Below are 13,398 nucleotides of genomic sequence, written 5' to 3'. Positions count from 1 at the left end.
TCAGTCCAGTTTTTCTCTAAATGCTGCTAGTGCCTGCTCGATCACGCTATCGGGCGGGCACCATTTGTATTGGCTCAGGTCAATGCGACCCCGGTGGTCAAACTCAATGCCTTCGTCCTCTAGCATGGCCCGCTGAATATAGTCGGTGCCGTTGCGGCGGGGCGACTCAGACACTTCTCCCCTGGCATTGATGACTCGCTGCCAGGGTACGTCATCATTGGCCATATCGACTCGGTAGAGGGCATAGCCCACCAGGCGAGGTTTACCCACTAGACCCGCTAGCTCAGCAACCTGTCCATAGGTGGCGACTTGACCCCGAGGAATTTGGCGAACTACGGCATAGATGCGCTCGTAGGTCAGCATGGGCTCAGCCCGCAGTAGATTTAGAACGGGGGCTGGTGAGCACCACTAGCGAAAAGTCAGCCACTGCGATCGCAGTGCCGGGGTGGTAAACCTGCCTATCTGCCACAAAACCAGACGTCTCTTCAGTATTAATCACCATCAACCAGGACTGGTTTTTACGCAAAGGCGGGATATGAAATTCTTGCGGGTCGGCCTGGGCATTAAAAAACAGCAAAAAACTGTCGTCCATTAACCGCTGCCCCTGGGGCTCAAAGCTCATCAACTCTTCGCCGTTGAGAAACACCGCAATGGCTTTGGCTGCACCGTCGTGCCACTGATTGTTCGTAATTTCGCTGCCGTCGGGATTGTACCAACCAATGTCGTGAGCCTCAGACCCGTGGATGGCACGCCCCTGAAACCAGTGGCGACGGGCAAAGGTAGGGTGGTTTTGTCGCAGCTGAATGAGCTTACTCGTAAAAGACAGCAGGTCACGCCCGAGAGGGCTCAGATCCCAGTCGAACCAAGATAACTCGCTATCTTGACAGTAGGTGTTGTTGTTGCCCTGCTGAGTACGACTGAGTTCGTCGCCACCGAGCAGCATGGGTACCCCTTGGGAGAGCAGCAGCGTAGCCAGCAAGTTGCGCTGCTGCTTGTGCCGCAGGGCCAGAATGGCCGGGTCGTCGGTTTCACCCTCGGCACCGCAGTTCCAGGATCGGTTGTAGCTCTCGCCGTCGCGATTATTTTCGTGGTTGGCCAGGTTGTGCTTTTCGTTGTAGCTGACCAAATCCCGCAGGGTAAAGCCATCGTGGCAGGTGATGAAGTTGATACTGGCGTGGGGACGCTTGCCGTTGGCCTCATAAATGTCAGAACTGCCGGTAACCCGAAAGGCAAACTCCCCCAAACGGCAGTCGTGGTCGCGCCAAAAGTCGCGCATAGAATCGCGGTATTTGCCGTTCCACTCTGACCAAAGCAGCGGAAAGTTACCCACCTGGTAGCCCCCCTCCCCTAAATCCCAGGGTTCAGCAATCAGCTTAATGGTAGACAGCACCGGGTCTTGGTGGATGATGTCGAAAAAAGCCGCCAAACTGTCTACTTCGTACAGTTCGCGAGCCAAGGCCGAGGCCAGGTCAAATCGGAAGCCGTCAACATGCATCTCTAGCACCCAATAGCGCAAGCTATCCATAATCAGCTTCAGCACCTGGGGATGGCGCACATTGAGCGAGTTGCCGCAGCCGGTAAAGTCCATATAGTAGCGGGGGGCATCCTCGACTAGGCGGTAGTAGGCTGCATTGTCGATGCCCCGCAGACTGATGGTTGGGCCCAGGTGGCTGCCCTCGCCAGTGTGGTTATAGACTACGTCTAAAATGACTTCAATGCCGGCCTGGTGCAGCGCTTTAACCATCTGCTTAAACTCGTTGACCTGCCCCCCAGCTTGCCCAGCACTGCTGTAGCCACCGTAGGGAGCCAGGTAGCTAAGGGAGTCATAACCCCAGTAGTTGCGCAGCCCTGTGTTGGCTAAATGCCCCGGGTAGGCATGGAAGTGGTGGACAGGTAGGAGCTCTACAGCGGTGACGCCCAAGCAGCTGAGGTGGTCAATTACGGCTGGATGGGCTAGCCCGGCATAGGTGCCTTTTAGCGGCTCTGGCACATCGGGGTGGCGCTGGGTAAACCCTTTGACGTGGGCTTCGTAGATAATGGTGCGATGCCAAGGAATATCGAGGGGGCGATCGCCCTCCCAGTCAAAACTCGGGTCAATCACCACCGCCTTGGGCATAAACGGGGCGCTATCGACCTCAGAAAACGATAGATCGAGACTTTCGAGGTCGTGGGTTGCTCCCAGGTCATAGCTAAAGATAGCTGGGTCAAACTGGACATCGCCGTCTACAGCCTTCGCATAGGGGTCGATCAGCAGCTTGTAGGGGTTAAACCGCTGTCCAGCCTTGGGATGATGCGGCCCTTTTACCCGAAAGCCATAGCGCTGTCCAGGCCTGACCCCGACGAGGTAGCCGTGCCACACATAGTTGTCAACCTCAGTCAGGGGAATACGAGTTTCCTGGTTGGCCGCATCAAAGAGACAGAGATCAACCCCTGTAGCATTCTCTGAAAACAGGGCGAAGTTGGTGCCCGTGCCATCCCAGGTGGCACCCAGGGGATGGGGACGACCCGGCCAAACTTGCATTCCCATAGTGAGTGCTGTATTTCTTAACAACCCTAAGAATTGACGACGCTGAGGCTGGTGCCCCCCCTTTGAGCAGGTCTCGGGGCGCTACTGCGCCGCGCCTATTCCAGGGTACCAGGCTAGGGGAATGGGCGTGGCCATGGCAAGAGGGGTTGGGTATCGCTGGGGCTTATCAAACTTTTATAGTCTTGAGGTAATCTTGCCAGGTGATATAGGTTGTCGTTCTCATCTGTATTTGACAATACTAATCGGCTTTATAAACTTCATTGGTAGGAGTGGTGACAATGCCTCTCACAAAGCGTTGTGTGGCTGAATTTTTTGGTACGTTGTGGCTAGTGCTGGGCGGCTGTGGTAGCGCCGTGCTGGCAGGTAAGTTTTTAGATAGCAGTGGTGCCTTTAACCTGGGCATTGGCTTTTTAGGTGTTTCCCTGGCGTTCGGGTTAACAGTGCTGACCATGGCCTACGCTATTGGTCATATTTCAGGGTGTCACCTCAATCCGGCGGTATCCTTCGGGCTGTGGGCGGGGGGACGGTTTCCGAGTAGTGAGTTGCTGCCCTACATTGTGGCCCAGGTCTTGGGTGGCATCTTAGGCGCTGGCATTATCTATATTATTGCCACTGGCCAGCCGGGGTTTGCCATTGACCCCTCTGCGGGCAATCCCTTGGCTACCAATGGGTTTGGAGCTCATTCGCCCGGTGGTTTTAGCCTCTTGGCTTGCTTCGTGTGCGAAGTGGTGATGACCTTCTTTTTCTTGATGATCATCCTGGGGGCTACCGACTTTCGAGCCCCAGTGGGCCTAGCCCCAGTGGCGATTGGCCTAGCGCTGACGCTAATTCACCTGATTAGCATTCCGGTGACCAATACTTCGGTAAACCCGGCTCGCAGCACCGGCCCGGCGCTGTTTGTCGGGGGGCCACTGTTTGGCCAGCTATGGCTCTTTTGGGTGGCACCCATTCTAGGGGCACTGCTGGCGGGCTGGTTCTACGCTACGTTCTTTGCGGGCGATCGGGAAAGTGCCGCTCAGGTTGAAAGCGCCAAGCCAGTTGCCTAGGGCCACATCTCAGACCCTCAGCTATCCGGCCAAGCTGGCAACTGAGGGCTGGATTACATCTCAATTGTCGGATTAGATCGGGGAAAGCATTCTCCCGATTTTTTGTAGGTATCTAAGGCTGATGCAGCTGATGTCCACAGCTACCGCAGAAGCGATCGCCCCAGGCGATCGCCGCACCGCACTGGGTGCAAAATTGCTGGGTGCTGGCCGCCGGAGCGTCTAGCCCTAGGGTCATATTGCCCATGCGCATCGTCATAGGGTTCATCGACATCTGCATATCGCCCATGCGCATCGGGGCCATGGGTTCCATCGGGGCCATCGGCTGCATAGACGCCATCGAAGACAAACCAACCTCGGTAGCCTGCATAGGGGTGGCCTGGTCGGCAACCCAGGCATTTGTGGGTGCGGCCCCAATTTGCATACCCTGAATCTGCCAGGTATATGTACCCTGGGCTGTAACACAGCGCAGGAGCGCCCCACTGCCTACCCTGGCTATTTGAGGCACCTCTGTCCAAGGGCCAGTGTGTATCTGGGTACTCGACTGCTGCTGCTGGCCAGCACTGCCGCTAGCCAGAGTAATTAAGGTAGTTGGACCGGGGTTATCAAGATATACCTTTTGGCCAGGGCCAAGATCGCAGTAGTAGGGCATAGTTATTTTGGCCGATTTTGTCAATGATCTAAAGCAGGCTTCAGCCGTTAGACCTCAGCTATCGGTATGCTACGCCAAGACACTGGCATCGAAGGGGTTTCTCCAGAATGTCTTTGTCTAAACTAGCTCATCTTTAGGCTGGTTGAGGGATGCCGGTTGAGGGGGGGTGGGAATCTTGAGGGGAGGTCAGACCGAGCGTTTTTAGACCCGCCCGCTACAATCGGATGGTCGAAGGAGTTCCGGGTCTGAGGTTGTAACTGCCAATTACTTGAGGATGGCATGCCCAAAGCTAGCTAGATGGGCTGAGGGTATGGCGCGATCGCTGCCATGGCTAAAAAAAGCGCAGGGCTACTCATGTATCGAACCCAGGATCACCGCTTGGAAGTGCTGCTGGTGCACTCTGGCGGTCCCTACTGGGCCAATCGCCGCTGGCAAGCCTGGACAATTCCCAAGGGTGAAATCGATCCTGGAGAAGACACCTTCGAAGCCGCCAAGCGCGAATTTTTGGAAGAAACCGGCCAAGCCCCCACTGGCAACTTTCGACCGCTCCAGCCGGTGCGGCAGGCGGGGGGCAAACTAGTCTTTGCCTGGGCCTTTGAGGGCAACTTCAACCCCGCAAATTTACACAGCAATACCTTCATGCTGGAATGGCCACCCAACTCCGGGGTGTTGCGTGAATTTCCCGAGGTTGACCAGGCCGCCTGGTTTGAGCTAGAAGAAGCTAAAAAACGCATCATTAAAGCCCAGGGCCAGTTTCTAGACGAACTGGTGCAGGTGTTGGGGCAAGTGCCCTTGGCCTAATGGCTCAAAGCTAAGGCTAATGGGCAGACTGCTCTAAAAACTGCCGCAGTCGCGCCATCCCCAGACTTTGGCCTAGATTGAGGGGTAGCACCGATACCCCCTCCAGACGGGACTGCACCCACTGGTCACCCCAATACCATTCGTGGAAGCCATCAATACCCCCGGAAAGCACCATATACAGACTGTGGTCGTTGACCTGCTCGACATCGTGGTGAATTTCAACGGGGCCAAGATAACTGTCAAAGCTTAGTCCACCTTGGATCTTGTCAGGCAACCCCTGGCTGAATCGCTGGGGCCAAAGCCACTGGCAAAACTGGCTAGGCTGCACCAAGCTGGACTGAATGTGCTCTTGAGTAGCATTGACCTCAATGCGCAGGTGGCTTTGCTGAAATGTGCCTAGCATAAGACGGTGATGGCCCGCAAACAACACCTCTCAGTATGCCAAAAGAAAACCAATGGCATGGAGAAACAGAGCAGGCAACCCAGCCGCATCCTCTGGGTAGGTAAACCACCCCAAACCCGCACTCCCAAACCTCTTACAATTATTAATAAGCAATATTAAGGGAAAACTGGGGCAGCGCATGGTAGATCAATTGATTCGGGCTACCGCCGCCGATGGCGGTATACGAGTGGTCGGCGTCATCACCACTAAACTTACCGAGGTGGCCCGGCAGCGCCACAACCTCTCCTACGTAGCTACGGCTGCTTTAGGCCGTACCCTCTCGGCAGGGCTGCTGCTAGCTTCTAGCATGAAGCAACCCCAGGGACGAGTAAATATTCGCGTGCGGGGCGATGGCCCCCTGGGCGGCATTCTGGTGGATGCCGGTATGGATGGCACCGCCCGTGGCTACGTGGACAATCCCGCTGTGGAGTTGCCTCCCAATGCCCAGGGCAAGCTCGATGTCGGTGGAGCCGTAGGCCGCAAGGGCTATGTCTACGTGGTGCGCGACATGGGCTATGGCTACCCCTATTCGAGCACCGTTGAGTTGATCACAGGGGAAATTGGCGACGACCTCACCCACTACCTGGTGAACTCTGAGCAAACTCCCTCAGCCCTTGTGCTGGGCGTGTTTGTCGGTGCCGATGGCGTAGAAGCCGCTGGGGGCCTGCTGCTGCAAATTTTGCCCCGCGCCGCCGAAGACACTGAAATGGTGGATCTGATCGAAAGTCGCCTGGCTGGCTTAACCGGATTTACCCCCCTACTCCGGGCGAACAAAACCCTGCCTCAAATCTTTGATGAACTGGTGGGTGATCTGGGGCTGGAGGTTTTGCCCGAAACCCAAATGGTGCAGTTTTCTTGCCCCTGTTCGTTCGATCGCATGCTGCGCGCCCTCAAAATGCTGGGTGAAGACGAACTGCAAGACATGATTGAAAAAGACGATGGGGCCGAAGCCATCTGTCACTTTTGTAACGAGGTCTACCACACCGACAGCGATCAGCTAGCCCAACTCATTGACGATCTGCGAGAGGAGCGGCAGGCGGCGAGTCGTTGAGGGAGTGGGGGAGATAGGGAAGCAGGAGAGATAAGGGAGTGGAATTCTGTGGGCAGATCGATCGCTATAGGGGCTTCTCCTGATCGCATCATCTCCTCATCTTCCTGATCTTTCCTATCGGCTCGTTAATCGCTGATAGGCGATCGCTAGCGCATTCTCATCCCCCACGTTTCCGGGGAACAGCACCACGGGTAAATTAGGAAACTGGGAATGATCGGCGGGGGTACGCACGGCAGAGACGCCAGGTAAAATTTGACCGAGCAGGCGGGCGGTACGTAGATCGAGCCCGGTGCTGAGGGTGTCGTTAGAGGTAATGCCGCCTTTGCTGATGAGGAATCCAATATCATCGGGCAATCCTTTGATTACCTCCATCAGCAGCGAAGAGACTTCGACACCAAAGTCGAGACGGGCCTGAATGGTATCAAAGGCGAGCTCCTGGCGGCTGGTGTAGATCACGGGTACTTGACCACTGCCGTGGGCCTGATTGACCCGCTGGAGAATATCCGCTAGCAGCGCTTTGTGAGCTTCTGATGAGCCATCTCGGAGCTGCGCCACATCGACTTCAATGCCAATGACACCCGCTTCTTGCAGCAGGGTTTCTAGCTGCTGGGTGGTCTTCTTGACGTGGGAGCCAACGATGATGGCCCCAGGCAAGCCCCCGCGCACGTAAGTACCCATATGGTCAGCGTCAATGGGCTGAGGCGGCAGGGCGGCTAGGGCGGTGAGAATGCTAGCGGCGCTGCGAAACAGAAATTTTTTGCCCTGGGCGGCAGCAGCGAGCAAATCCTGGGCGAACTGGTTCAGATCGGCCTGGGTCTCGCCATCCACAGCGCAGCAGACGTTGTGTTCTAGGGCCATCAGCCGATCTAGCGAACCCGCCCGCATGTCCTCAAGGATAAAACGTTCCACAGATGTGGCCGGGATGCGCCCAGCGGTCTTTTCGGCTACGTAGTCGGGCAGATAGCTGGTGCTGTAGCCAAACACCGAATCTTTGGCGAATTCAGTCTCGTGAACCGGCGTGGGTACGCCATCCACCATCAGGTAGTGAACGCTGTCGCGGGTGATGCGGCCCCCCTCAAAAAAGGCGGGCACCAAAAAGTGGGCGTCGAAGGGGCCGAGTTCCTGGGCGATCGCATCGGTCTCCACCGGATAGTGCCCCCGCAGAGTCGAGTCAGAGCGGCTGACGACGAGAAAATCTTGGAGGCCTTCGAGGGCGATCGCCTGCTTTAAATTCTGGCAAACCTCTCTAGTCACCTGCTCAGCGGCGGCAGCGGTGAGGGCGCGGGTATTGGTGAGCACAAAGAGAATCGGCGAGGCATCGCGCAGCCCCTGGCGTAGAGTGTCTACGTCCCACTGCATGAGCAGCAGACAACTGTGCACCGTCTGAGACCCGGTGGGGTCGTCGTCTAACACAATGATCTTGGGCTGAGCCATCGGTGCTGGCCTCGACAGGGTGAACAGAAATCACTATCCCCCATTGGGGGCAGGTTGGCCAAGATGGGGCAAACAAAAAAAGGACTTCCAGAAATTTCCAGAAGTCCTTTTTTCACTTTGGTGGCGGGGCATGGATTTGAACCATGGACCTTCGGGTTATGAGCCCGACGAGCTACCAGACTGCTCTACCCCGCGTCGGCTTATCTACTATAGCGCTAAATGTTCTCAGATAACAATCTAATTTTCGTTTGAATTAGATTTTTTTGAGGCGATCGCCCTAAATCCCTTACCTCAAAGGCATTTCAGCCTGTCGAATAGCTGAACTATGCCTTCCCTTAAGCAGTGTTGCCTGTCTTTTAGGCGGCAAAGGCCAACCTCAGCGCTATCAGACGGGGAAGGGAATGCCCCCTGGGGCTTAGTACATCATGGGCAGATCACCCATGACATCGAGGCGCGTAAACTCGCCAACTTTCATATAGGTTTCGGCCAGGGTGTCGGCTACGGTGGGTGTAATCCAGCCGAGCTGCCGCAGGGCGAAGATGGCGGTGGCGTACTTGGCCCGCTTAGCGCCATCGATCACCTTAATCGACAGGCCCAGCCCCTCGCCCACCCGGCCAATGCACTGAATGCCCTCGGCTCCCGACTTGCTGACCAAGGCTCCGTGGGTGAGATTCATGAGCGTGGTGTCAAAGGTGCCTGGGCCACCCACCATGTCGGGATGGCTGGTCATGGCCCGGACAATGCGCTCCATATCCAGGTTGTTGCCGGAGGAGAGCATAGCAAACAGGGAGGCCATCTGACTGAGCTGCATGAAGTAGGTGGGGGCACCGCAGTCGTCGTGGGCGCAGATAAACTCATCAGAGGGCATGCCCAGCAGTTCTGAAATGCGGGTCAAAATCAGCTTTTGGATCGGATGGCCGCGATCGAGATAGGTGGCTAAGGGCCAGTTGCGCTGCTGACACACGGCTAGCATGCCGGCGTGTTTGCCCGAGCAGTTGTGCTCAAGCGGGCTTTTTTTACCTGCTGGGGTAGGGCAGCGCAGGGCCATGGGGTCAAGATCGGCCTGCCAGAGAATGTGAAAAGCCTGGCGCGCCTGCTCAATAGTGCCCTGGTGCGAACCACACATAATGGCCAAGTCGCGATCGTCAAGGCCGTAGCGCTCTAGCGCCCCTGCTGCGGTCACCGCCAGAGCCTGAAAGGGTTTGAGAGCCGAACGAATAAACGTGCCCAATTCGCCGTTGCCCGCCACCGACAACGTGCGCCCCCGGTCGTCACAGACCGCCACGTGGGCCAGGTGGGTAGACTCTGCAATGCCCTCCCGCAGCAGCTGAATTTCTAGCTCTTTGGTTTGGTGTCGATTAACCCGACTGCTAGTCATAGGGGACGCTCTGCGGTGGTGTACAAGGATAATGCGGCGATGCCCACTATACCAGGGGCCAGGCAATCAGCCCCCCGGCCAGCAGGAGGGCCATGACCCCCAGAGTGCGGCGAATACGCTGGAGCACGGGCTGCACTTCATAATCTACGATCAGGCGATCGCGGTTTGAGACCTCTTCAGGCTTAACCCAGAGCTGACCGTCGTACCAGCCCGACTCTTCGTAGGGCACGGTGGTCTGCCGCAGTCGCCCGCCCACGTGGGCCCAGCCGACGTAGAGTTGGAGAAGCGTCAGCATGGGCAGCACCATAGCCCCTAGGGCTCCGCTGAGGCCAAAGGGAAGCGGGTGTTTAGCAGGGGCAAAGCTAGCGGCGGCCATCGGCCCAGCCACACCCCAGCCGACCAGCCAAAGAATAATCAGGGGTTTGAGATAGCCTGTCAGATCGCGGCTGCCCCAGCTATAGAACCAGGACTCACGCACGTCCTGATATTCGTTGAGGGGCTGCTGCTCAGCCGGTACTGGACATCGTTGAGACATGGCCACCGACAATACGCAAATCTAGCTATAGCCTAAACGAATTGCCTACCAATAGGAATCGCTGTCTGGGAATTTGTGTTCCGCCGGACAATGGATGTAGCGAGCGGTTAGAGCTGGGCAGGGCTAAAGTGCTGGCCCGAAGGCTGGTAAAGAATTTGGTTGGCGTGGCCCCAAAATGCCTCCAAATCGTAATAGTCTCGGGCCTCAGGCATAAAGATGTGGGCAATGACTTCGCCGTAGTCCATGACGATCCAGCTGCCCTCGCCCTGGCCTTCGACCCGCAGCGGGCGGCGGTTGTGATCAGTCTCTAGGGTAGCTTCGATGGAGCGGGTAATGGCGCGCACCTGCACCGCCGAGAAGCCAGTGGCCACCACAAAATAGTCAGCTAAGTACGACACATCTCCCACCTGCAAAATTGTGATGTTGCCCGCTTTGCGCTCATCGGCGGCGGCCGCAATGGCGTAGGCCAGCTTGAGGGCATCGTCCTCAGGTTGATTGGGCGCAGAGGCATCGGTAGCAGCAGGCTGGCGGTGGGAAGACTGGGTCATACGCAAAAACGTAGTGGGGCAAGTACGGTGGGCTACGGCCCAGATTTACTGCGCCGATACACCGTAGCTTCATTGTAGAGGATGACCTAGGGAGTCGCCGAGCCGCTCTCCCCACGGTCATAATCTGTTATGGAACGGGTGAATCTGGGCGATCGCCCAGGGTTAGCCCCGCCCTAGACTGGGCAAATTTGAGATCCCAAACGGAGCGCAGCGTATATCATTGATCGTCACTATTTAGCAGCTAGAAAGTGGCTGCAAAGGCGGGGTAGCGGCTGGTTTTCTGCCCCTCAGGCGTGAATACTCTACGGCTCGTCTTTGAACTCTACAGGGGAAGATTCACCATGCCTCAACTTACGCAAGGGCTTATCGTTGCTGCTTTAATCGGCTTACTGCTAGCGGTTATTGTGGGGTATTACCTACGCCAGGGCCAGGTGAATGAGCTGACCGAGGCTTTGCAGCAGAGCCAAAAGCGCCAAGAGGAGCTAGAGAGACAGCACGAGCAGCGGCTGCGCGATGCCACCCAGCAGCTGCAGCGAGATTACGAAGCTCATCTCGCCGAGAAGATGGAGCAGTATGAGGATCAGTTTGAGGAGCGGCGCGGTCAGCTAGAGTCTGAGTACCGCACCCGCCAGAGTGTAATGGGCGGTGCCCCCGTTGATGCAGACAGCACCACCGAACAGCGCATTCGCAAGCAGTACGAGACCCGCCTGAAAGAAGCAGCCACCAAGATTCAGCAGGCCTACGAGCAGCACCTGCAAGAAAAACTGGTGGAGGCGCGATCGCAGGCTCAGCAAGACTACGATCAGCGGCTGGCGGAGGCGATCGCCCACTACCAAGACCAAGAACAGGCCCGCCAGACCACTCCGGGCGAGACTTCCCTGGGTGCCTTAGTGCCAGAACCGACAGCCGTAGCCAGTGGCAATACCGCTGACACCGCTGAGATCGAAGCCCGACTTCAGGCCGAGTACAACCAGCGCCTGGCCCAACTGGAACAAGACTATGAGGCCCGGCTACAGACGGCCCAGACCAGTGGCCCAGTGCCCACAGATCTCGCCCCCTCTGCCGCAGAATTAGAACTAAACCTCCGCAGAGAGTTAGAGGAAAGCCTCAGAGCTGAGTACGAGCAAAAACTGGCCGAAAAGATTGAGCACTACCAAGATGAGCTGACCCAGCGCACCCAAGAGCTTGAGCAGGCCTATGAAGCCAGACTACAACTGCAAGTCCCTTACACAGAGTCATCTACCCCCGTGGCTGATGACCCAGCGTTTGATCTAGACAGTGCGATGCTCGCAGCGATGCCACCGGAAGCCGCGATCACCGACGAAGCCGCTCTGATAGCCGACAGCGAAATCAGCCTGGATATGAACGAGTTCACCTCAGCAGCGCCCCCACCGGCAGTAGATGAGGAAGCCTCAGACCTAGCTGTCATGCTAGAGAGCGAGTCAGACAGGGGGCAAGTCGATGATTGGAGCTTAGATGCTGATGTTGACACCGACAGTCCCGACGTAGATGAATTCCATACATCAGAGCCAGAAGCCATCTCTGATCTATCTGAGCTGAATTTTGATGACACTGACGAATTTTCCCCGGAGATGACTTCACCAGGGCCAGAGGTAGACGAATTTGGCTTAGCCGGCCTGGTAGAGAGTGAAGTAGACAGCGGCCAAATGGACGATTTTGGCCTAGAGATAGATACCAATGCCGACAGTCTCGACCTCAATGCTCTACCCAACGAACCTGCCTTAGAGTCGGGTTCCGAATTTGCAATGGGTGAGTTCGCTGCCGAGGCGGCACCAGCCTTAGACGAAGGCGACTTCGGCTTGGCTGACCTGCTAGAGGGTGAAGCGGAGAGCGGTCGAGTCGAAAACTTAGACCTAGATAACAACTTCAACGCCGACAGTCTCGATCTCAATGCCCTGCTTAACGAACCGACCTCAGCACCCAGCTCCGAGTTTGCGATCGATGAGTTTGCTCCCGAGACGGCTTCATCCGAGTTAGAGGAGAGCGATTTTGGCCTAGCAGCCCTGCTAGAAGGTGAAGCAGACAGCGGTCAAGTTGATGATTTCGGTCTAGACAACGACTTCAACACCGACAGTCTCGACCTCGACGCCCTACTCAATGCACCTGCGCCAGAACCCACTTCTGACGAACTGCTAGACGACCTCGACGACCTGAGCAATCTGAGCTAACTACGGTTGGATGAATTGCTTGTTCCCGAGTCGAAACGCGCCACTAACGGGTTGCCAGGTTTGAACGTTCAAGCCTGGCAACGGCTTTGGCCCTCCTTTCCTAGCCCACATCCGAACTGGCGCTAGAGCACGTTGGGGGTGTAGGGCTCAAATCCTTCGCAACTGCCTTTTTTGACCGTAATCACTGTCTTTACTCCACCGCGCCGGGTATAGTCACCAATCACCCGCAGCCCCTGGGGCTGTAGCTCATGCCACAGGCGATCGGCGATTTGGTTGGCCACAGTCTCATGGCTGATGCGCTGATCGCGAAAGCTGTTGATGTAGAGCTTAAACGCCTTAAGCTCCACCACCCATGGCCCTGGGCAATAGTCCACCACAATGGTGCCAAAGTCTGGGTAGCCCGATCGCGGGCACAGCGCCGTAAATTCTGGGTGCTCTAGGTGAATGGTATAGATATTCTCCGAAGGATTAGGCCATTTCTCCAGCGGGTCTACGCCGGCCTGGAGAATGGCGCGATCGCCGTACTGAGAGGTCGAGGCTGAAGCAATAGTCATGGGCAGCGGGAAATGGGTAGACAGGGCCAGCCCAGGCTGACCGCAGAACGGGTGAGACAGGCTTTGACAACGCTTAACATTCCCAAAGAAAAATGCGGCTATGACCTAGACTGCCTCCTTGGGTAATGTAGCCTTTTTCAATGTTTCTTAACCAAAGCGGCGGCGATCGATCACCCCTAGATGACTCGGCTGGGGCAAAAGTTCCCAAACAGAGCCTTAACCAAAGTTATTCCAATCGCTTAAT

Annotated in this window: 13 protein-coding genes and 1 tRNA gene; 4 read left to right on the top strand and 10 right to left on the bottom strand. The window is 56.5% G+C overall.

The genetic code is table 11. From position 1 onward, the window contains the following. Together VB780_RS09990 and glgX are read right to left on the bottom strand one after the other, a co-directional pair. On the bottom strand, positions 1–363 hold the full coding sequence (locus VB780_RS09990; RefSeq protein ID WP_323351000.1) for an MGMT family protein: 363 nt from the start codon (positions 361–363) through the stop codon (positions 1–3). 4 nt (positions 364–367) lie between these two features. Next, positions 368–2,527 carry a glycogen debranching protein GlgX gene (gene glgX / locus VB780_RS09985; RefSeq protein ID WP_323350999.1) on the bottom strand — a complete coding sequence of 720 codons (2,160 nt, stop codon included), beginning with the start codon at positions 2,525–2,527 and terminating at the stop codon, positions 368–370. Positions 2,528–2,805: 278 nt separating this feature from the next. On the opposite strand from glgX, the gene aqpZ reads away from it, so the two are divergent. Further along, entirely contained in the window at positions 2,806–3,573 is a 768-nt protein-coding gene (gene aqpZ, locus VB780_RS09980) for an aquaporin Z (protein ID WP_323350998.1), read from the top strand. Between the two features lie 112 nt (positions 3,574–3,685). On the opposite strand, the gene VB780_RS09975 is transcribed toward aqpZ, so the two are convergent. Continuing rightward, positions 3,686–4,222 (bottom strand): zinc ribbon domain-containing protein, encoded by a 537-nt coding sequence (locus VB780_RS09975; RefSeq protein WP_323350997.1) that lies wholly within the window; start codon positions 4,220–4,222, stop codon positions 3,686–3,688. A gap of 327 nt (positions 4,223–4,549) precedes the next feature. Here VB780_RS09975 and VB780_RS09970 point away from each other — a divergent pair, with 327 nt between their 5' ends. Next, on the top strand, positions 4,550–5,023 hold the full coding sequence (locus tag VB780_RS09970; RefSeq protein ID WP_323350996.1) for an NUDIX domain-containing protein: 474 nt from the start codon (positions 4,550–4,552) through the stop codon (positions 5,021–5,023). A gap of 16 nt (positions 5,024–5,039) precedes the next feature. On the opposite strand, the gene VB780_RS09965 is transcribed toward VB780_RS09970, so the two are convergent. Continuing rightward, positions 5,040–5,426, bottom strand: a complete 387-nt coding sequence (locus VB780_RS09965) for a hypothetical protein (RefSeq protein WP_323350995.1) — start codon at positions 5,424–5,426, stop codon at positions 5,040–5,042. A gap of 178 nt (positions 5,427–5,604) precedes the next feature. On the opposite strand from VB780_RS09965, the gene hslO reads away from it, so the two are divergent. Then, entirely contained in the window at positions 5,605–6,516 is a 912-nt protein-coding gene (gene hslO / locus VB780_RS09960) for an Hsp33 family molecular chaperone HslO (RefSeq protein ID WP_323350994.1), read from the top strand. Between the two features lie 114 nt (positions 6,517–6,630). On the opposite strand, the gene VB780_RS09955 is transcribed toward hslO, so the two are convergent. From VB780_RS09955 to rsfS, 5 genes are all read right to left on the bottom strand, one after another. Beyond that, a complete protein-coding gene (locus VB780_RS09955) occupies positions 6,631–7,950 on the bottom strand; it encodes a four-carbon acid sugar kinase family protein (RefSeq protein ID WP_323350993.1) in 1,320 nt (439 codons plus the stop codon). A 118-nt stretch (positions 7,951–8,068) separates the two neighbouring features. After that, positions 8,069–8,145: transfer RNA gene (locus VB780_RS09950), tRNA-Met, on the bottom strand. A gap of 220 nt (positions 8,146–8,365) precedes the next feature. Further along, positions 8,366–9,328 (bottom strand): asparaginase, encoded by a 963-nt coding sequence (locus VB780_RS09945; RefSeq protein ID WP_323350992.1) that lies wholly within the window; start codon positions 9,326–9,328, stop codon positions 8,366–8,368. A 46-nt stretch (positions 9,329–9,374) separates the two neighbouring features. Continuing rightward, a complete protein-coding gene (locus tag VB780_RS09940; RefSeq protein ID WP_323350991.1) occupies positions 9,375–9,863 on the bottom strand; it encodes a CGLD27 family protein in 489 nt (162 codons plus the stop codon). Between the two features lie 107 nt (positions 9,864–9,970). Further along, entirely contained in the window at positions 9,971–10,411 is a 441-nt protein-coding gene (gene rsfS, locus VB780_RS09935; RefSeq protein WP_323350990.1) for a ribosome silencing factor, read from the bottom strand. A 341-nt stretch (positions 10,412–10,752) separates the two neighbouring features. Here rsfS and VB780_RS09930 point away from each other — a divergent pair, with 341 nt between their 5' ends. Beyond that, positions 10,753–12,600 (top strand): hypothetical protein, encoded by a 1,848-nt coding sequence (locus tag VB780_RS09930; protein WP_323350989.1) that lies wholly within the window; start codon positions 10,753–10,755, stop codon positions 12,598–12,600. Between the two features lie 122 nt (positions 12,601–12,722). Here VB780_RS09930 and queF read toward each other — a convergent pair whose 3' ends face one another. Further along, positions 12,723–13,154: a preQ(1) synthase gene (queF, locus tag VB780_RS09925; RefSeq protein ID WP_323350988.1), complete on the bottom strand. Its 432-nt coding sequence runs from the start codon at positions 13,152–13,154 to the stop codon at positions 12,723–12,725. Positions 13,155–13,398 lie beyond the last annotated feature (244 nt).

The sequence above is a fragment of the Leptolyngbya sp. CCNP1308 genome (assembly GCF_034932455.1).
GTDB lineage: Bacteria > Cyanobacteriota > Cyanobacteriia > Phormidesmidales > Phormidesmidaceae > Nodosilinea.
The sequence above is the reverse complement of the archived record's forward strand: the minus strand, read 5'-3'. Positions and strand labels throughout refer to the sequence as shown.